Here is a 19878-nt window from a genome sequence, read left to right as displayed (position 1 = left end):
TGTTTATTTCTCCTTCGTATATTTCCCTAACAGGTTTGCAAATTCTTTCAACTGATCGTCGGAATAGAAATGCACCTGCAATTCACCTTTTCCGCCTTTGTAACGGACTTTGACCTCCGTTCCCAGAACCTCTTTCAGGCTCAGTTCCACTTCGCTGGGAAGGGGAGGGAGCAGGGTCGGCTTCCGCTTCTTGGGCTGTTTCATCATATTGCGGCACAGCAGTTCCGCTTCGCGCACGCTGAGGCCGCGCTCCACGATCCAGTCCGCCGCCTGCTGCCGGCTTTCCTCGTCGGGCAGACCCAAAACAGCTTTGGCGTGTCCGGGAGTGAGCAGGCCTTTTTTCAAATCTTCCAGCGCTTTGGGAGGAAGATTCAAAAGGCGCAGGCTGTTGGCCACCGCACTGCGGCTTTTGCCCAGCTTCTGAGCAGCCGTTTCCTGCGTATAGCCGCACCGGTCCATCAGCTGGCGATAGCCCGCGGCTTCTTCCACCGGGTCCAGATCTTCGCGCTGCAGATTCTCGATCAGCGCCAGCTCCATTGCCTGCTGTTCGGAGATATCCTTTACCAGAACCGGGATCTGATCCAGTCCCGCCAGACGGGCAGCACGCCAACGGCGCTCACCGGCCACGATTTTGTAACTGCCGCCGGGGACCTGCCGCACCACAATGGGCTGAAGCACGCCGTGCTGGGAAATGCTGTCCGCCAGTTCGCCCAATGCGGCATCGTCAAAATGTTTGCGGGGCTGCGCCTTGTCCGGTTCCACTTCCGTCAGCCGGAGCATGGTGACGCCGTCATCCGCGGAAGACGCGCCCGTATCCTGAAACAACAGGTCCAGCCCGCGGCCCAAACCGCCTTTTTTTGCCGCCATGGGTTATCCCTCCCTCCGATTGTTTTTCACAAATTCCGCCGCAAGGAAGGCATAGGCCTCTGCACCCTTGGACCCGCCGTCGTAATAATTGATGGGCGCGCCGAAGCTGGGCGCCTCCGAAAGGCGGACGTTGCGGGGAATGGTGGTCTTGTACACCTTATTTCCAAAGAACTTCTTTACTTCCTGCACCACCTGCAGCGTCAGGTTCAGACGGCCGTCGTACATGGTGAGCAGAACACCCTCGATGTCAATGTAGGGATTGTACATCTTTTTCACGGTGCGAATGGTGCTCATCAGTTCGGAAAGTCCTTCCAGCGCGAAAAATTCACACTGAATGGGCACCAGAACCGTATCGCAGGCGCACAGACCGTTGAGCGTGAGAAGATCGAGAGATGGGGGGCAGTCGATGAAAATAAAATCATACTGCCCGATCACCGGCGTCAGCGCCTCGCGCAGACGGGCCTCCCGCCGGGGAAAGCTGACCAGCTCGATGCCCGCACCGGACAACTGGATGTTGGAAGGGATCAGATCCACCCGGTATTGTGTGTGCACGATGGCTTCCTGCGCGGTTTTTTCGCCGGTCAAAAGCTGATACACGCTGATTTCCACACCGCGTTTTGCAATGCCGTAAGCGCTGGTGGTATTTCCCTGGGGGTCCAGGTCCACCAAAAGCACCTTTTTGCCCTGCGCCGCGACCCCGGATGCCAGATTGACGGCCGTAGTTGTTTTTCCTACGCCGCCTTTTTGGTTTGCAACTGCCACTACTTTACCCAAAATACCGGTTCCTCCTGTTGTTTGTTCCATTTTACAGCCTGTTTTCACATGCAGCCGCATACAGATACAGTATAACACAGTGTTTTTGCTTTTAAAAGAGGAAAATCACCTGTTCCACGTGGAACAAAAAAGAGCCGCGGTCAAACCGGGCTCTCGGGGGGCTCTTTTGTTCCACGTGGAACAGAAGAATTGTTTTTCACGGCACTGGAGGTGGGAATGCGAACCACATATTCAATGTAGTCCTCCTGTTCCTTTTTGGTAGCCGTAGCCGGAATGCCGTTTCCGGTCATCAGCTTGACCGCGCGCTCGATGGTATTGACAAACAGGCGCACGTCCTTCACCATCATGCGGCGTCTGGGACGGGGCTTATTCTCCAGAATGCGGGAAACGAACTGCTCGGTCTGCTGCACGTTGTAGCCGTTCTGCAAGACTACTTTCAAAGCCCGGGTCCGCATTTCGCTGTTTGGAAGGCGCAATACCGCCCGCGCGTGGCGCTCGGTGAGGCCCGCGCGCACACAGAGTTCTTCCTGTTCGGCATTCAAAGAAAGCAGGCGAAGTTTGTTGGCCAGCGTGGGCTGTGCAATGCCCAGGCGCCGTGCCCCGACCTCCTGCGTACAATTCCACAAACACAGCAGATCCCGCAAAGCACGGGCCTGCTCGAAGGGATTCAGCTGCTCTCGCTGTAAATTTTCCAAAAGGCTGAGGGCAGCGGTCTTTTCATCCTCAAAATGATAGATCAGCGCGGGAATGGTACTCATGGCCGCCATTTTACAGGCGCGCCAGCGCCGTTCGCCCGCGATCAGCTGATAGGTGCCCCCGGGCATGGGCCGCACACTGATGGGCTGCAGCAAACCGTTTTGCAGAATGCTGGCCGCCAGTTTTTGAATGTCCTGCTGTGAAAATGTTTTTCGCGCCTGAAAAGGGGAAGGCGTGATGCTGTCGATGGGCAGATACACCACCTTCACCGGCTGCGTCATGCGCTCTCTGATCAACGTTCATCCGTCCTTCCAGGCACGGAACAAAAAAGTTCCATGCCAGTATTTCCAAGAAAAAGTCTAGCATGGAACGTTCTTATTTTCCAGTATTTTCCATTTACAAAATTCGACGAATCCGCCTCACTTTAAAGGGGCTTTTGCAATTTTTCCGCCGTTTCTGGGGTAAACGGAGGGAGTTTGCGATATCTTTTGGTAGAACAGCAGGCTGCGGGCGCTTCCGTCAGGCAGAACAAAGTCCCGCGACTCCACAAAGACGCCGCCCAGCTTTTTCACCGCACCCGCTGCCTCGTGCACCTCGTCCAATGCGCCGGCCCCCTTCAAAGCGATGAACCAGCCGCCTTTTTTGACCAGCGGCAGGCAATATTCGGCCAGCATGCACAAATTTGCCACGGCCCGGGCTGTGGCCACATCAAACTGCTCCCTCCACTGCTTGCGGGCGGCCTCTTCGGCGCGCTCTTTGGCAAACTCTGCTTCGATGCCCAGCCGGCCGCACACATAGCGCAGAAATTCCACCCGTTTTCCGGTGGGTTCCATCAGGGTGAGCTGCAGCTGCGGTTTGTACAGCTTTGCCACCACGCCCGGAAAGCCCGCGCCGGTGCCCACATCCACCACACGGCCGGAGACCTCCGGCTGGACTGCGAACAAAAGACTGTCAATGAAGTGCTTGTCCTCGATGCCTTCGGGGTCTGTGATCGCTGTCAGATTGACCTTTTGGTTGTATTCCACCAGCAGTTCGGCGTACGTATCCAGCGCCTGCACCGGCACCTGCGCAATGCCCAGCTTTTCCGCTTTTTCCAAAAGACGATTTTGATCGATCATGAACGCTCCTCCGTTGCTTTTCTGTGTGTGGTCAGGGCGATGGTCAAACAGGCGATATCCGCCGGGCTCACACCCGGAATGCGGGACGCCTGCCCCACGCTGCGGGGCTGGATCTTGGCGAGCTTTTCCCTTGCCTCCAGGCTCAACCCCGCCAGAGGCGCATAGTCAAACCCGGAGGGAATCTCCATTTTCTCCTGGCGCTGTACCTGAGCGATCTGGCTCTGCTGGCGTTTGATGTAGCCTTCGTACTTGATTTCCGTTTCGAGACAATAGGCAATGAACGGCGTTACCTCGCTGTTTTCACCGATCATATGAGCAATATCCTCATAGTGGAGCGCCGGGCGGCGCAGCAGTTCGGCCGCATTGCAGCCGCTGGAGAGCAAAGGCTCGCCTTTTTCCTGCAAAATGGGATTGGCCTGCACCGGGCGCACGGTGGTCTGCAAAAGACGTTTGTGTTCCGCCTGCTTAATATCCCGGCGGCGGCAATAGTCCTCCCAGCGCACGTCATCCACCAGTCCCAGTTCCCGGCCCAGCGGCGTCAGCCGTTCGTCGGCGTTGTCCTGCCGCAGATACAGGCGGTATTCCGAGCGGCTGGTCATCATGCGGTAGGGGTCCATAACGCCCTTGGTGACCAGGTCATCCACCAGCGTGCCCAGGTAACTGCTTTGACGGGGCAGGATCACCCCTTCTTTGCCCTGCACGCGGCGGGCGGCATTGGCACCGGCCAGCAGGCCCTGCGCCGCGGCTTCCTCGTATCCGGAGGTTCCGTTGAACTGGCCCGCCCCATAAAGCCCCTGCACATCCTTGCACTCCAGGGTGGGGAACAGGGCAGTGGGGTCAATGCAGTCGTACTCGATGGCATAGGCCGGGCGCATGATCTCCAGGTGTTCAAACCCGCGAATGGTGCGGTACATAGCGTTCTGCACATCTTCGGGAAGGCTGGAGGACATGCCCTGCAGGTACATCTCTTCCGTGTCCAGGCCGCAGGGCTCCACAAAAATCTGATGACGGGGCTTTTCCGAAAAGCGCACCACCTTATCCTCAATGGAGGGGCAGTAGCGGGGACCGATGCCTTCGATTTTTCCGCCGTAGAGGGGAGAGCGATGCAGGTTCTCCAAAATGATGCGGTGGGTCTCTTCGTTGGTATAAGCGATGTAGCAATCCACCTGATTTTTCAGCTCGCCTTTGGTCAGGAAGGAAAAAGGCTGGATGTGTTCGTCGCCGCTCTGTTTTTCCAGCACGGAAAAATCAATGCTGCGGCGGTGCACCCGGGCGGGAGTTCCCGTTTTGAACCGTCGGATGGGAAGGCCCGCTTCTTTGAGGCACTGGGTCAGCTGACAGGCCGCGTGCTGCCCGTCGGGACCGCTGGCATAACTGGCATCGCCCACAAAAATGCGGCCGCCCAAATAAGTGCCCGTACAAAGGACCACGGCTTTTGCACCGTAAAATCCGTTGAGGTTGGTGCAGACCCCTGTGACACGGGTGCCCTGTGCGGTTTTTTCAAAGGTGAGGGAAGTGATCTCCGCCTGCTTCAGCTGCAGATTGGGCGTTTCTTCCAGCGCCTTTTTCATGTACATATGATAGCGTTTGCGGTCCGTTTGAACGCGCAGGGAATGCACCGCGGGCCCCTTGCCCATGTTCAGCATCCGGCTTTGCAGGAACGTGGCATCCGCGGCAAGACCCATCACGCCGCCCAAAGCGTCCACTTCCCGCACCAGGTGTCCCTTGGCGGTGCCGCCGATGGACGGATTGCAGGGCAGATTGCCCACGCCGTCCAGCGTCAGCGTAAACAGCGCCGTTTGCACGCCCAGCCGCGCGGCGGCACAGGCCGCCTCGATGCCGGCGTGCCCTGCGCCGATGACCACAACGTCAAAATCTCCCAAATGATTCAAAAATGTTCTCTCCTCATCTGCTCAAAATCAAAAATGGTCAGCTCCCGGGGACAAAACAGCCGGAAGCCCGGTCCGCTTTCTCCCAGACCGGCCGAAACGTACAGCCGCATTCCATGCACGTTGTAAAAGCCCTGCAGGTAATGCCCCACCTTTTTGGTCATCCAGGCGCGCCAGACCACCGGCGCATATACCTGGCCCGCATGGCTGTGGCCGGCCAGAATCAAATCCGCTGTTCCACGTGGAACTTTTTTTGCCAGCGTCGGCTCATGCACCAGCACGATGCGGATTCCCTGCGCATACCGCATGCAAAGCAGGGAAGACGGGTCGGACAAATTTTGAAAATAAACATCGTCCAGCCCGCCGATGACCACCGGTGTGCCGCTGGGCGTCTGCACCCGCGCCACCTGGTTTTTTAAAAGAACAAAGCCGCTTTTTTCAAACAGGCGCTGCGCCTGCTGGCCCGCCCCGAAAAGATCATGATTCCCACGCACGGCAAACACGCCGCAGGGCGCCTGAATGCGGCGCAGAATCTCCGCGGCGGTTTTCCACTGACGGAAAGGCTCCGGATGACAGACCAGATCTCCCGTGAAAACCACCACATCCGGATGCTGGCGGTTGACCTGCTCCACCAGACGGGAGAGGGCGTTCCAATCCGTTCGATCATCCAGGTGAAGGTCGGTCAGATGAACCAGCCGAAGCGATCCCTCTCCGGGCAGGGTATAACGGCAGACCCGGACGGGCCTGCGCGCCTCGCGCCGGGCAATCGCCCGGCGAAGCGACCAGAGTGCAGAAAGGTTTTGTTTCATCAAAAAATCTCCATAAATAACGATCTATCGATTTATTTTCCAACACAAAACTTAGAAAACACCTCTTCGATCACATCGTCGGAGGCGTGTTCGCCGGTCAATTCATACAACGCGTTCAGCGCGTCGTCCACACATACGCCCGCCGCGTCCAGCGTAAAGCCCGCCTCCACCGCGTCCAGCGCTTCGGTCAAAGCATCCCGGGCGGCTTTGGCGCAGGCCAGCTGGCGCTCGTTGGCAAGCAGCATGGCATCGGTGTCCAAATTTGCCACGCCCAGCACTTCGGCCGCCGCCTGTTCCACGGTTTTCAAAAAGGCGGGGTCATTGGCACTGATGGACACGATTTTGGAAAAATACGGTGCGATCACATGCTCGTCGAAACGGCGGGGAAGGTCGTTTTTATTCAAAATGGCAAGAGCCGGACGGCCGGCGCATCGGCGGGCCAGCGTTTCGTCCTCGCTGTCCGCCTCTTTGGATGCGTCAAACACCGCCAGAACAAACCCCGCCTGTTCCAGACGGGCAAAGCTGCGGCGGATGCCCTCGGCCTCCACCACGTCATCCGTCTGGCGGATGCCCGCCGTGTCTGCCAGATGCAGCCGCACGCCCGCCAGCTCGATCTCCTGTTCCACCACGTCCCGGGTGGTGCCCGCCACCGGGGTGACGATGGCCCGCTCGAACCCGGACAGAAGATTTAAAAGCGTGGATTTGCCCACATTGGGGCTTCCCACAATGGCCGTCTGCACGCCCCGGCGCAGGACCGCGCCCGTATCATAACCGCGGATCAACTCTTCCAGCGTTTTCCGGTCTTCCCGCAGCGAGGAAGCCAGTGCTTCCAGAGAGAGTTCCGGCACATCCTCCTCCGGGTAATCCGTATAGGCCGCCAGATGTCCGGCCAGGGAGATCAGATGCGCGCGCACACCATCGATTTTGCGATACAACGCACCTTCCATGGCAGCAGCTGCGGCTGCCGCTCCCTGTTTGGAGGTGGAACCGATCAGGTCCATCACCGCTTCGGCCTGGGTCAGCGAGATGCGGCCCGCCAGAAGCGCCCGCTTGGTAAACTCGCCCGGACCGGCCGCCTGCGCGCCCGCGTCCAGGCAGGCGCGCAGCAGCTGGCTGCTGACCGTGCTGCCGCCGTGACAGGAGAGCTCCACCACATCTTCGCCGGTGTAGCTGTGGGGCGCACGAAAACAAAGTGCCACCACTTCATCGCACACCCGGCCGTCCTGCACAAAATGGCCGAACAACGCCGTATATCCTTTGGCCTGTTCCAGCTGTTTGCGGGGGTTGGCCGGGCGGAACACCTTTGCCGCCACGCGGTACGCTTCCTCGCCGGACAGACGCACCACGGCAATGCCGCCCGCACCCGGCGGAGTGGCGATGGCTGCAATGGTTCTTTCCTGTATCATGACTGGTTCCTCTCTTTTTTTACAAAAGGTAATTTATTATATAAAAATACAAAATGTTATTTTTACAAAAAGCAGGGCAGTGCGCGGCACTGCCCTCGGTTTCAGATGTTGTTTTCAGCCCCTGGACTGACCTTTAAAAATTTCGATCTCGTTGGCGGGCAGCTCGGTTTTAAAGTCGTGCTCGGTGCGGTGCAGATTGCCGCAGATGCACACCTCTTCGCCTTTGGCGTCCAGCGGCATATAGTACCCGCAGGTCGTGCAGCGGGCATACAGGCCGGGTTTGCGCTTAAACTCCTTGGCCAGAAAACCGGTGGCTTTGGGGCCGTGGCCCAAATAGGTAAACGCCATTTTGTTTTTCAGTTCCTGCTGCTGCCGTTCCAGTTGGGATTTATCTACATTCCAGTTCCGCATATCCATTGCAAAACCGCCTCCTTATTCTTCCGATTCTTCCTGCGCTGTGAGCGCGGCGATCTCATCCTCGGTCATATCCTCACCGGTCTCTTCCGGCTTTTCCACTTCTTCTTCGTCACTGCGCTCGGTGCGGGCCACGGTGACCACTTTGTCGCCTTCGCCCAGGCGCATCACGCGAACGCCGGAACCATACCGGCTCTGAGCATTGATGTCCGCCACGTGCATGCGAATGATGATGCCCGTCATGCTGATGAGGATGATGTCGTCGTCCTCATCCACTACGCGGATGCCGGCCACATGACCGGTCTCACCGTAGTTGCGGATGCCCTTGCCGCCGCGGTACTGGGTGCGGTATCCGTCCACGGAAGTGCGGCGTCCCTTGCCTTCTTCCGTCACGGTCATGACCGTGGCGCCCTCGCGCACAATGCCGGCACCCACCACATGGTCGTCCCCGGCCAGGCGGATGGCGCGCACGCCGATGGCGGTGCGGCCCACCACACGGGCATCCTGCTCGGAGAAGCGGATGGCAACGCCGCCGCGGGTAGCTACGATCAGATCTCTTTCACCGTCGGTGATTCCCGTCCAAGCCAGGCTGTCACCCTCGTTGAGCGTGATGGCGATCAGGCCGGACTTGCGGATGTTGCTGTAAGCGGACAGCTCTGTGCGCTTGATGATACCCTGTTTGGTGACCATCACCAGATAAGCGCCTTCGGTCTCCTCAGGCACACGCAGCATGGTGGTGACCTGCTCGCCGTTTTGCAGCTGCAGCAGGTTGACAATGTTCACACCACGGGAAGTGCGGCTGCCTTCGTAGATCTGGTAGCCTTTCATCCGGAACACACGGCCCAGGTCCGTGACAAACAGCAGATGGTCGTGGGTGGATGCCAGGAACAGCTCCTCCACGAAATCTTCGTCCTTGCGGGTAAGCGCCGTGATGCCGCGGCCGCCCCGGCGCTGCGCCTGATAGGTGTCCGCCGGCTGGCGCTTGATGTAACCCGCGTGGGTCAGGGTGAACACGCACTGCTCTTCGGGGATCAGGTCCTCGATGTCCACTTCGCCGGAAACGTGAGCGATCTCGGTGCGGCGGTCATCGCCGTACTTCTCCCGCATCACATTCAATTCGTCTTCCACGATCTCCAGAACTTTCTGCTCATCCGCCAGAATCGCACGCCAGTCGCTGATTTTTTCATGCAGCTCGCCCAGCTCGTTGTCGATTTTCAAAATTTCCAAACCGGCCAGCTGGCCCAGCTGGAAGTTCACAATGGCCGTGGCCTGTGGATCGTCAAACTCGAATTTGTCCATGATGGCGGCTTTTGCCTCAGCCTTGCCGCCTTTGCAGCCGCGGATGGTGGCAATGATCTCGTCCACAATGTCCACGGCACGGCGCAGACCTTCCAGAATGTGTGCCCGCTCCTCGGCTTTCTTCAAATCGAAGTTGGTGCGACGGCGCACCACCTGGCTCTGGAAGTCCAGATATTTCTGCAGCATTTCCTTCAGCGTCATGACCTTGGGCACGCCGCCGTCCAGCGCCAGCATAATGACGCCCACAGTATCCTGCAGCTGGGTATAGCGATACAGCTGGTTCAGCACCACCTGGGGATTGGCCTCGCGCTTGAGCTCGATCACAATGCGCATGCCCTCGCGGTTGGACTCGTCGTTCAAATCGGAAATGCCCTCAATGCGCTTGTCTTTCACCAGGTCCGCGATGTTCTCGATCAGGCGGGCCTTGTTCACCATGTAGGGAATTTCGGTCACGATGATCTGAAACCGACCGTTGGCCTTCTCCTCGATCTGGGCCCGGCCGCGCAGGGTGATTTTACCGCGGCCCGTGGCGTAAGCGGCCCGGATGCCGGAGCGGCCCATGATGATGCCGCCGGTGGGGAAGTCCGGTCCCTTGATGTGCTCCATCAGACCGGCCAGTTCAATGTCCGGGTCATGGATCAGCGCGGCAATGCCGTCGATCACTTCCCGCAGATTGTGGGGCGGGATATTGGTGGCCATACCCACCGCAATGCCCTGAGAGCCGTTCACCAGCAGGTTGGGAATGCGGCAGGGCAGAACCGTGGGCTCCTTTTTGGACTCGTCGAAGTTCGGCTGGAAATCCACGGTCTCCTTGTCAATGTCCCGCAGCAGTTCCACGGCCATTTTGCTCATGCGGGCCTCGGTGTAACGGTAGGCCGCAGGGGGGTCGCCGTCCACGGAACCGAAGTTGCCCTGGCCGTCTACCAGAGGATAGCGCATGGAGAAATCCTGTGCCAGACGCACCATGGCATCGTACACAGACGCGTCGCCGTGGGGATGGTACGAGCCCAGCACCGCGCCCACCGTATCCGCGGACTTGCGGGTGGGATGGCTGGGGTCGTTGCCGCGCTCGTGCATGGTGTACAGAATGCGCCGGTGCACGGGCTTGAGGCCGTCGCGCACATCGGGCAGTGCGCGCTGGGTGATAACGGACATGGAGTAGTCGATGAACGCCGACTCCATCTCCTCCTTGATGTCACGTACAATCAGGCGTGTGCCTTCCGTGATGGAATTTTCAATCATAATTTCTTCTCCCTGTCAAATCACACGTCCAACGTTGCGTACTGGGCGTTTTTCTCAATGAAGTTTTTGCGGGGCTCCACCTTGTCGCCCATCAGAATGCTGAAGGTCTGGTCCGCCTTGATGGCGTCCTCAATGGTGATCTGAACGATCACACGGTTTTCGGGGTTCATGGTGGTCTCCCACAGCTGCTCGGGGTTCATTTCGCCCAAGCCTTTGTAGCGGTTTGCCTTGGCGCCCTGACCCAGCTCGGCCATCATCTGGCTCAGCTCGGTGTCATTGTACGCGTATTTGATTTTCTGCCCTTTCTGAATGCGGAACAGAGGCGGCTGTGCAATGTACACGTGCCCGCCCTCGATCAAAGGCCGCATGAAACGGAAGAAGAACGTCAGCAGCAAGGTGGCAATGTGGCTTCCGTCCACGTCCGCATCGGCCATGATAAACACTTTGTGATAGCGCAGCCTGGAAATATCAAAATCCTCGCCCAGGCCGCAGCCCAGCGCCGTGACCACAGGGGTCAGCTTGTCGTTGCCGTACACCTTGTCGATGCGGGCTTTTTCCACGTTCAGCATTTTGCCCCACAACGGCAGAATGGCCTGAATGTTGGAGTCCCGGCCCATTTTGGCCGAGCCGCCGGCGGAATCACCCTCGACGATGAAGATTTCGGTTTTGGAAGGATCTTTTTCACGGCAGTCCGCCAGTTTGCCCGGCATGCGGCTGGTTTCCAGGGCGGACTTGCGGCGCACCAGTTCCCGGGCGCGCTTGGCAGCCTCGCGGGCGCGGGCCGCCTGCATGGCCTTTTCATAAATGGATTTGGCCACCGCGGGGTTCTCTTCAAAGAACTCCTTCAGTTTGTCGTACACCATGCCGGAAACAAGGCCCCGGATCTCGGTGTTGCCCAGCTTTGCCTTGGTCTGGCCCTCGAACTGAGCCTCGGTCAGCTTCACGCTGATGACCGCGGTCAGGCCCTCGCGCACGTCGGAACCGGACAGGTTGTCGTCCTTTTCCTTGATGTAGCCCTTGGCGCGGCCAAAGTCATTGAACACACGGGTCAGAGCTGTCTTGAATCCTTCCTCGTGGGTGCCGCCGTCCGGCGTGTTCACGTTGTTGGCAAAGGAGATGATGCACTCCTTGAAGCTGTCGTTGTACTGCATGGCCACTTCCGCCACCGAGTCGCCCAGCTTGCCCTTCAGGTAGATCACGTCCGGATGCAGCACCTCCAGGCCCTGCTCCGCGTGGATGTGCTCCACAAAGCTGCGGATGCCGCCCTCGTAGCACATGCTCTCCTGCTGCTCTTTGCCCGGGCGCTCGTCGGTGAGTGTGATGCGCACGCCGGCGTTCAGGAACGCCTCTTCCCGCAGACGAACGTTCAGCGTTTCATAATCGTATTCCAGCACCTCGAACATCTCGGGGTCCGGCTTGAAGACCACCGTGGTGCCGTTGGGAAGGTCTGTGGTTCCCAGATCCTGCAGGTCCGCGTCGGCCACACCGCGCTTGAAGCTCTGGCGGTACATGCGGCCGTCCTTGTGCACCGTGACCTCCAGCCACTCGCTGAGGGCGTTCACCACGCTGGCGCCCACGCCGTGCAGACCGCCGGACACCTTGTAGCCGGAGTTGTCGCCGCCGAACTTGCCGCCCGCGTGCAGAACCGTGAAGACCACCGTCACCGCCGGGATGCCCAGCTTCGGCTGAATGTCCACCGGGATGCCTCGGCCGTTGTCCGTCACCTGAATGATGTTATCCTTTTTGATGGTCACTTCGATGTGGTCGCAGAAACCGGCCAGCGCCTCGTCGATCGCGTTGTCCACGATCTCGTACACCAGATGATGCAGTCCTCGGGGGCCTGTGGAGCCAATGTACATGCCGGGGCGTTTGCGCACCGCCTCCAGACCTTCCAATACCTGGATTTGACTGCCGTCGTACTCGTGCTGATTTGTGTTTTGTTCAGACATTCCCATTCTCCTATTTCGTAATCGCTATATCGTCGATGTAGCCGCTGCGCTTTTTCAGCGTGGCCGCGGAAATCTGGCTGATGTATACCTTTGCGTTTTCGCCGGTGGTCACAATAAAACTTTTGGGCAGCTCCGCCGTCACATTGACCACGCGGCCTTCCTTTTCGGCACGCGCAAGATAATCCCGCGTGTGTTTGGAAAGCGTGGAGGAGTCCAGATCAAAGATTCCCAAAATCTCCTTGGTGCGGATGATGCACTCCTGCCCCAGGTGAAGATACATGTTTTTCTTCCTCCTTCAGCACTCGCTTAAAACGCCGCTCTCCATCCGGTACACTTTTCCGTCCGTCTTTGCGAACAGGGAAGCGTCGCAGGCCGTCACAATGGTCTGCCGGTGCTCCATGCGGCTGAGCAGATACGCCTGCCGCGCATCGTCCAGTTCGCTGAGCACATCGTCCAGCAGCATCACCGGGTGCTCTCCCGTAATTTTCTGGGCGCCGGCTGCCTCGGCCAGCTTCAAACTCAGCACCGCCGAGCGCTGCTGGCCCTGGCTGGCAAAACTTTTGGCGTCCCGCCCGTCCAAAAACAGGCTGAAATCCTCCCGGTGGGGCCCCACCGTGCAGAACCCCGCCGCCAAATCACGCCCGCGCACCGCCCGAATCCGCTCAAGCAGCGGTTCGTCAGCAGTAAAGCAGGCTTCGTACTGAACTTCCAGTGTTTCTTTTCCGTTTGAAATATCACGGTATATCGATAAAATATCCGGTTTGATCTGCGCAAGATAAGCTTGTCGGCGCAAGCTGAGCTGCGTGCCTGCGTCGGCAAGCTTTTCATCGAACACATCCAGAAGTTCCGCCGCGTCGGGCGTTTGATAATATTGCTTCAAAAGGGCGTTTTTCTGGGCGGTCAGCCGGGTGCAGCTGCGCAGAAGTTTGATGTAGTCCGGATACAGCTGGCACAAAGCCGCGTCCAGAAATTTTCTGCGCCCGTCAGGCCCGCCCTTGACCAGGCTCAGATGGCCCGGTGCGAACACCACTGCCGTGAAGGTGCCTGCAATGGAGGAGGCCCGGCCCCGGTCCACGCCGTTGACCCGGGCGCTGCGTCCTTTTTTCCCGGCACTTGCGTCCGCCACCAGAATGCGGATGTTATTTTCCCGGGTCTGGTTCTGGCTGACGCCCTCCAGCACCGCGAAACCGGCGCCTTCCCGGATCAGCTCCGCGTCTTTGGAGCCACGGAAGCTCTTGCCGCCGGTCAGCATCCACACGGCCTCCAGAAGGTTGGTCTTTCCCTGGCCGTTCTGGCCGCAGATCACGGTCAGCTCCCGGCCCGGCGAAAACTCCGCCGCCGGAATGTTGCGGTAATCCCGCACCGACAAATGTGTTAAGATCACGCGCCCGTTACCTCGATGACTGCGCCGTCAAATTCCACCCGGTCGCCCGGCCGCACTTTTTTGCCGCGCAGCGTGCACACTTCGCCGTTGTATTTCACAAGGCCGTCCTGCACGGCGTTTTTCGCTTCGCCGCCGGTCTCGCACAGCCCGGAAAACTTCAAAAGCGCGTCCAGCTTGATGAATTCTGTTTTGATTGCAATGGTCTTCATCTGTGCCCTCCGCCTCAGTCGTTTTTAAAGCGGACCGGCAGAACCAGGAACAGGAAGTCCCCGCCGTCCTTGGGCAGAACTTTTACCGGGGAAAGAGGTCCGCTCAACTCAAACACCAGTTTGTCACACCGGGAATAGCGCAGCGCGTCCAGCAGATAGCGGTTGTTGAATCCGATCTCCACCGGATCGCCCTCCACCTGGGCGGGCAGTTCGTCCACCACTTTGCCCAGTGTGGTCTGGCAGCGGACGGTGATGTGGTCGTCAAACATCACACGCAGGGGGTTTTTCAGCCGCTCGGTAATAATCAGGCTGGCGCGTTCAATGGTGGTGGCGAAGTCGCGCACATCCACCGTCACGCGGGTCTTGTATCCCTCGGGGATGACCCGGCGGTAATCCAGAAACTCGCCTTCGATCAGGCGGCTGATGACTGTGTAGCTCTGGGTGGCGAACACCACGAAACGGCGGTTGGCCGAAATGTGGACCACCTCGTCCGCCTCGCCGAACAGCTTTACCACTTCGCTGAGGGTTTTGGCCGGGATGATGATGTCGATTTCCTTGGTGGCCTGGACCGGTTTTTCAATAATGGCCAGGCGGTAGCCGTCCAGCGCGACCACGGTCAGCTTTTCCGGCGTAATGGAGAACAGCGCACCGGTGTGCGCGGGTTTCTTGTCGTCGGTGGAAACAGCGAACAGGGTGGTGTCTACCATCTCCTGCAGATCGGCGGTGTCCATGTCCAGAGTTCTGTCTGCGCCGGGATTGGGCAGGTCCGGGAAATCGCCGGGGTTCAGGCCCATGATGTCAAATTCCGTGATACCGCCCTTGATGGTGGTCGCGCCCGAATCCTGCGCGTTGATCTCCACCTCTTCGCTGGGCAGGCGGCGGACCATATCGCCCAGAAGCTTCGCGGGAAGCACTGCGTCGCCCGGCTCCAGCACATTGGCCTCGATGGTGGTGGTGATTCCCATTTCCAGGTCGTAACCGGTCAGCGTCAGGCTGAAGCCTTCGGCTTTCATCAGAATGCCTTCCAGCACGGGGATGCTGCTGCGCTGGGTCACGGCCTTGGAAACACCCGCAATGGCATTGGCCAAAAGGGTGCGGTCACAGATCAGTTTCATAAGGTTCCTCTTTTCTGTTAAGTCTTGGCTGTTTTTCAAAAATTTAAGAAAAATAGAAATTTAAACGTAATCGTAGTAGTAGAGTCGGTTGAATTGTTGAAGAAAGTGTGCGGACAGGCCTGAAAAAAGGCTTTTTCGTTTCCAGGAGGTCTGTGAAGGGACTGTGGAAAAGTTGTGAGTTTCAACAGGGAGGTTTTTCCAACGGGACAAACGGTGGAAAACTTGTGTTGAATGTTGAAAAACATGTTGAAAAGTAGAATAACTGTTTAAAAGGTTTTCAGGCCCTCACATTTTTGATAATGTCCTCGATGGTTTCCCGGGTGCGGGGGTCGGTATCCATCTTTTTCTGAATGTCGCTGATGGAATAAACCACCGTGGAGTGGTCGCGGCCGCCGAATTCCCGGCCGATGTCCTCCATGCTCATGCCCGTGATCTCACGCACCACGTACATGCTGACCTTGCGGGCATTGGAAACGTTGGACCGCCGTGTGGGGCCGCGCAGCGCTTCCGGCGTGGTGTTGTAGGTGCGCGCCGCTTCGGAGAGAATCTTCTCCACGGTCACGGGGACCGGCTGGATCTCGTTGAGAATGTCCTTGATGGCATTCTGCGCCGCACCGATCACCGGCTGAATGCCCTCCAGCTTCCGGTAGGCGTCCAGTTTTTTCACCGCGCCTTCCAGCTGCCGGATGTTGTTTTTCAGGCGGTTGGCAATGTACTCGGCCACGTCGTCGGGCATATCCAGGCCCAGCAGATCAGCTTTCCGGCGGATGATGGCCACACGGGTCTCAAAATCAGGCGGCTGAATATCCGCGATCAGGCCCATTTCAAAACGGGTGCGCAGACGGTCCTCCAGGCTTTTGATCTCCCGGGGCGCCCGGTCCGATGCCAGAACGATCTGTTTGCCGGCATTGTACAGCGTGTTGAAGGTGTGGAAAAACTCTTCCTGGGTGGATTCCTTGCCGCCGATGAACTGAATGTCGTCCACCAGAAGCACATCCGCCGCCCGGTATTTGTTGTGGAACTGGGCGGTGGTGTTGTCGTGAATGGCGTTGATGATCTCGTTGGTAAATTTTTCGCCGTCCACATAGACGATGTTGTAATCGGGGTGGTTTTTCTGGATTTCCGCCTTGATGGCGTTCAGAAGGTGGGTTTTGCCCAGTCCCGAGTCACCCCAGATAAACAGCGGGTTGTACGCACCGGAGGGGTTTGCCGCCACGGCCTGTGCCGCCGCGTGGGCAAACTTGTTGGTGGAACCCACGATGAAGGTCTCGAAGGTGTAGGAATAATTTCCGTCCGGCTGCTGCACGGGCGCGGCGCTGGGGGCCGGCTGCGCACTGGGCAGCACGAACACCAGGTTCGGCTCGAAGCCCAGAATCGTGCGGAACGCCTCGGGGATCAGATCCGGATAACGGTTTTCGATGGTATTTTTTACAAAATCCGTGCGCACCTGCAAAGTGGCCGTGTTTCCGTCAAAGTCCACCGGCTCAATATCCGCAAAAAACAGATTGTATGTGGCCAGAACCACATTTTGTTTGCAGTATTCCTTCACAGCGTTGAACACTTCGTTAAACGAATTCATACTTTCAAAAACAACTCCTAATGATACAATACAATAGATAGATAAAGTATATCACAAAAGTGCTCTTTTCGCAATGCTTATATTATATAAGTATAATAGCCGCCGCGCCTTTTCAAACGCGGAGGAAAAAACAAAAGCGGCAAAAGAAAGAAAAAAGAGTTGACAAACCCTGTATTTTTCTGGTATAGTTCTATTTTGCAGGGCTGTCTCTATGAATCAACAGCCACATTAGACAAAATTAAAAAGAAACCCACAACATCTTGTGGTTGTAGAGGAGGAAGAAAGATGAAGCGTACTTTCCAGCCCAAAAAGATTCACCGCGCGAAAAAACACGGTTTCCTGGCTCGTTCCAAGAGCAGCGACGGCCGTAAGGTGCTGGCTGCCCGCCGCCGCAAAGGCCGCGCGAAACTGGCTGCCTGAGAAAAGGCGATGGTTCCGGACCATGTCCGGAGATGAAAAATGCAGAAACAGGCGGTGTTTGGCCGCCGAGGAAAAGGCCACTCAAAACGTGGCCTTTTTGTTTATATCCGCGAAGGCGGCAAGGGAAAGGATGTCTCTGGCACATGCGCTATGAGCCGATCACAAGAAACAATGATTTTGTGCGCGCGTATTCGCGCGGAAAATCCTATGTGCATTCACACATTGTCTTGTATGTTCGCAAGAACCGTGCGGGCCACACCCGCGTAGGGCTCACGGCCAGTAAAAAAATCGGCAATGCGGTGATGCGCAACCGCGCGCGCCGGGTGATGCGCGCGGCGCTGTATCAGGTGCTGGACCGGGACCTGGGCCCGGTGGACATCGTGCTGGTGGCCCGGGGCATCACACCGCGGCTGAAAAGCACCAAGCTGGCGCCCACCCTGCAAAAGCTGCTGCAGGACGCAGGTCTTTTGCAATGAGGGTGTGGATCCGGCGGCTGTTTATCCTGCCCATCAAAGGATATAAAAAATTTATTTCACCCCTGCTCGGCAACAATTGCCGGTTCTATCCCACCTGCTCGGAATACATGATGCAGGCCATTGAGATCCACGGCGTGATCAAGGGCATTTTGCTGGGCACCTGGCGCATTTTGCGCTGCAACCCCCTTTGCAAGGGCGGCATTGATCCCGTTCCGCCCAAGGGAAAATGGAAAAACGGGTGATTTTTGCAAGTCTCCGAAATACGCGCGCTGCGCACGCGCGTCCCTCTTAAAAAAAACGCCCCGCGCAGGCAGACAGGAAAATGTAAATGAACATATTCGGCTTTCTCGCACCCCTTTTAGGCTGGATCATGGAGTGGATTTATCGGTTCATTCCCAACTACGGCTGGACCATGATCCTCTTTACCCTGCTGGCAAGGCTGCTGATGTTCCCGCTGAGCATCAAACAGCAGAAGAGCACGGCGCGCATGTCGGCTTTTCAGCCCATGATGCAGGAGATCCAGAAAAAATACGCCAACGACAAGCAGCGCCAGAACGAGGAAATGATGAAGCTGCAGCAGGACGCGGGCTTCTCCATGACCGCCGGCTGTCTGCCCATGGTCATCAACATGTTCGTCATCTTCGGCGTCATCGAAGTGGTGTACCGTCCGCTGCAGTACGTGCTGCTGGTCTCCAAAGATGTCATCAATGAGATGGTCACCCTGGCCAATGAGACTCTGGGCACCTCTCTGGACGCGGCCCATTACACCGTGCAGAACGCGCTGATCAACCTGGTCAAACAGAACCCCGAGACCTTCAGTGATCTGCTGGGAGACAAGCTGGACTCTGTGGTCAACTTCAACTTCACCTTCTTCGGCATCGATTTGTCTCAGGTCCCCAGCGAAGTAGGCTTCTTCAGCGTGGCCATCATCATCCCGGTTCTGTCCGTGCTGACCATGATCCTGGTGAACGTGGTCACCATGAACATGAGCGGTCAGCAGATGAGCGGCAGCATGAAGGTTCTGCCCTGGGCTATGAGCATTATGTTCGGTTTCATCACCTTCACGGTGCCCGTGGGCTTCTCGCTGTATTACACCGCGTCCAACGTGTTTGCGCTGGCGCAGTCCATCGTCCTGAAGAAAATGTACAACCCTGAGAAGATCAAACAGCAGGTTCAGGAAGAGATCGAGGCAAAGCGCGCAGAGCGCAAGAAGAAAAAGCAAGTCAAAGTGGTGGCTGCCGACGGCGCCGAAGTAGTCAAGGACGTGTCGCAGGCCGAGCTGGACCGCATTCGTCTGGAGCGCGCGCGCCAGATGGAAGACGAACGTTACAAAGACGAATAAGCGCACTGGGAGGAATCAGAGATGCGTGAAGTTATCATGACAGGCAAAACCGTGGAAGAGGCCACGGAGCTGGCTCTCGCCGAGCTGGGCGTCGCCGCAGAGGACGCCAGCGTGGAAGTGCTGGAGCTGCCCCACAGACGCTTCTTCAAAACCATCCCCGCAAAAGTTCGTGTCAGTGTAGAAGAGCCGGAAGCCCCGGAAAAGACCGAGGCCCCGGCGCCTGCGCCGAAGGCGGAAAAGCCTGTGCAGGAAAAAGCAAAACCCGCGCCGAAGCCCGCTCCCGCACCGGTGGAGGAGCCGGCGGTGCAGCCTGCCGCCGAAGAGAGCGAGAAACCGGAGGAGACCCCGGTGGATCTGGAAGCAAACCCCAAGGCGAAAGTGGCTGTGGAATATCTGAAGGAAGTTGCCGCCTGCATGGGCGCCACCAAGATCACCGTTGAGGCGGTCCGCCAGGGCGAGACCATCATCCTGAAAGTCGAGGGCGAAGACAGCGGAATCCTGATCGGCCACCGCGGCGAGGTCATGGAGTCCCTGAGCTATCTGTGCAGCCTGGCCGCCAACCGTGTGGAAGGCGATTACGCCAAGATCGGCCTGGATGTGAACCATTACCGCGCTAAACGGGAAGCCAATCTGGAAGCGCTGGCCAAACGCATCGCCGCCAAGGTGGCGCGCACCGGCCGCAGCCATACGCTGGAGCCCATGAATCCCTATGAGCGCCGCATCATTCACTCGGCCGTCAGCCAGGTGGAAGGCGTGAAGAGCGAATCCACGGGCGAGGGCGCCAACCGCCGTGTGGTCATCATGTCCACCGACCCCGCCGCCCGCAAGGACAGCCGGGACCGCCGGGAAAAACGCGGCGGAAAAGGCGGACGCCAGGGCCGCGGGGGGGG

The 19878-nt window shown here is 58.0% G+C and carries 20 protein-coding genes; 5 read left to right on the top strand and 15 right to left on the bottom strand.

Features of this window, described 5'->3' with window-relative positions:
* Positions 1-3: 3 nt before the first annotated feature.
* From WMO24_RS08780 to dnaA, 15 genes are all read right to left on the bottom strand, one after another.
* The gene (locus WMO24_RS08780; RefSeq protein ID WP_349216029.1) at positions 4-867 is read right to left on the bottom strand and encodes a ParB/RepB/Spo0J family partition protein; all 864 of its coding nucleotides are present in this window, start codon (positions 865-867) and stop codon (positions 4-6) included.
* 3 nt (positions 868-870) lie between these two features.
* Positions 871-1641: a ParA family protein gene (locus tag WMO24_RS08775; RefSeq protein ID WP_349216028.1), complete on the bottom strand. Its 771-nt coding sequence runs from the start codon at positions 1639-1641 to the stop codon at positions 871-873.
* Between the two features lie 140 nt (positions 1642-1781).
* Positions 1782-2633 (bottom strand): ParB/RepB/Spo0J family partition protein, encoded by an 852-nt coding sequence (locus WMO24_RS08770; RefSeq protein WP_349216027.1) that lies wholly within the window; start codon positions 2631-2633, stop codon positions 1782-1784.
* 123 nt (positions 2634-2756) lie between these two features.
* Positions 2757-3455, bottom strand: coding sequence for a 16S rRNA (guanine(527)-N(7))-methyltransferase RsmG (rsmG, locus tag WMO24_RS08765; RefSeq protein ID WP_349216026.1), 699 nt, complete (start codon positions 3453-3455; stop codon positions 2757-2759).
* Positions 3452-5347: a tRNA uridine-5-carboxymethylaminomethyl(34) synthesis enzyme MnmG gene (gene mnmG / locus WMO24_RS08760; RefSeq protein WP_349216025.1), complete on the bottom strand. Its 1896-nt coding sequence runs from the start codon at positions 5345-5347 to the stop codon at positions 3452-3454. Before mnmG ends, rsmG begins: the two co-directional genes overlap by 4 nt.
* The gene (locus WMO24_RS08755; protein WP_349216024.1) at positions 5344-6153 is read right to left on the bottom strand and encodes a metallophosphoesterase; all 810 of its coding nucleotides are present in this window, start codon (positions 6151-6153) and stop codon (positions 5344-5346) included. Before WMO24_RS08755 ends, mnmG begins: the two co-directional genes overlap by 4 nt.
* Positions 6154-6185: 32 nt before the next feature.
* Positions 6186-7559 (bottom strand): tRNA uridine-5-carboxymethylaminomethyl(34) synthesis GTPase MnmE, encoded by a 1374-nt coding sequence (gene mnmE, locus WMO24_RS08750; protein ID WP_349216022.1) that lies wholly within the window; start codon positions 7557-7559, stop codon positions 6186-6188.
* 114 nt (positions 7560-7673) lie between these two features.
* A complete protein-coding gene (locus WMO24_RS08745; protein WP_349216021.1) occupies positions 7674-7976 on the bottom strand; it encodes a hypothetical protein in 303 nt (100 codons plus the stop codon).
* A gap of 15 nt (positions 7977-7991) precedes the next feature.
* Positions 7992-10514 carry a DNA gyrase subunit A gene (gene gyrA, locus WMO24_RS08740; RefSeq protein ID WP_349216019.1) on the bottom strand — a complete coding sequence of 841 codons (2523 nt, stop codon included), beginning with the start codon at positions 10512-10514 and terminating at the stop codon, positions 7992-7994.
* Positions 10515-10534: 20 nt separating this feature from the next.
* Positions 10535-12469 carry a DNA topoisomerase (ATP-hydrolyzing) subunit B gene (gene gyrB / locus WMO24_RS08735; RefSeq protein ID WP_435413814.1) on the bottom strand — a complete coding sequence of 645 codons (1935 nt, stop codon included), beginning with the start codon at positions 12467-12469 and terminating at the stop codon, positions 10535-10537.
* A gap of 4 nt (positions 12470-12473) precedes the next feature.
* Complete coding sequence (gene remB, locus WMO24_RS08730) at positions 12474-12743, bottom strand: extracellular matrix regulator RemB (protein WP_349216017.1); 270 nt, start codon at positions 12741-12743, stop codon at positions 12474-12476.
* A gap of 15 nt (positions 12744-12758) precedes the next feature.
* Positions 12759-13847 carry a DNA replication/repair protein RecF gene (gene recF, locus WMO24_RS08725; RefSeq protein WP_349216015.1) on the bottom strand — a complete coding sequence of 363 codons (1089 nt, stop codon included), beginning with the start codon at positions 13845-13847 and terminating at the stop codon, positions 12759-12761.
* Positions 13844-14056, bottom strand: coding sequence for an RNA-binding S4 domain-containing protein (locus WMO24_RS08720; RefSeq protein WP_349216014.1), 213 nt, complete (start codon positions 14054-14056; stop codon positions 13844-13846). The genes recF and WMO24_RS08720 overlap by 4 nt, the downstream gene beginning before the upstream one ends.
* A gap of 14 nt (positions 14057-14070) precedes the next feature.
* Positions 14071-15171: a DNA polymerase III subunit beta gene (dnaN, locus tag WMO24_RS08715; RefSeq protein ID WP_349216013.1), complete on the bottom strand. Its 1101-nt coding sequence runs from the start codon at positions 15169-15171 to the stop codon at positions 14071-14073.
* Between the two features lie 277 nt (positions 15172-15448).
* Positions 15449-16750 carry a chromosomal replication initiator protein DnaA gene (gene dnaA, locus WMO24_RS08710; RefSeq protein WP_349216012.1) on the bottom strand — a complete coding sequence of 434 codons (1302 nt, stop codon included), beginning with the start codon at positions 16748-16750 and terminating at the stop codon, positions 15449-15451.
* A gap of 285 nt (positions 16751-17035) precedes the next feature.
* Here dnaA and rpmH point away from each other — a divergent pair, with 285 nt between their 5' ends.
* The 5 genes from rpmH to jag form a co-directional block, all read left to right on the top strand.
* Positions 17036-17170 (top strand): 50S ribosomal protein L34, encoded by a 135-nt coding sequence (rpmH, locus tag WMO24_RS08705; protein WP_349216011.1) that lies wholly within the window; start codon positions 17036-17038, stop codon positions 17168-17170.
* A 143-nt stretch (positions 17171-17313) separates the two neighbouring features.
* Positions 17314-17646 (top strand): ribonuclease P protein component, encoded by a 333-nt coding sequence (gene rnpA, locus WMO24_RS08700; RefSeq protein ID WP_349216009.1) that lies wholly within the window; start codon positions 17314-17316, stop codon positions 17644-17646.
* On the top strand, positions 17643-17888 hold the full coding sequence (gene yidD / locus WMO24_RS08695; RefSeq protein ID WP_349216008.1) for a membrane protein insertion efficiency factor YidD: 246 nt from the start codon (positions 17643-17645) through the stop codon (positions 17886-17888). Before rnpA ends, yidD begins: the two co-directional genes overlap by 4 nt.
* Before the next feature lie 86 nt (positions 17889-17974).
* Positions 17975-18988, top strand: a complete 1014-nt coding sequence (locus WMO24_RS08690) for a YidC/Oxa1 family membrane protein insertase (RefSeq protein WP_349216007.1) — start codon at positions 17975-17977, stop codon at positions 18986-18988.
* A 21-nt stretch (positions 18989-19009) separates the two neighbouring features.
* The coding region (gene jag, locus WMO24_RS08685; RefSeq protein WP_349216005.1) for an RNA-binding cell elongation regulator Jag/EloR at positions 19010-19878 on the top strand (869 nt) is incomplete at its 3' end.

This window comes from Ruthenibacterium intestinale (genome assembly GCF_040096265.1).
Taxonomy (GTDB): Bacteria; Bacillota; Clostridia; order Oscillospirales; family Ruminococcaceae; genus Ruthenibacterium; species Ruthenibacterium komagatae.
The sequence above is the reverse complement of the archived record's forward strand: the minus strand, read 5'-3'. Positions and strand labels throughout refer to the sequence as shown.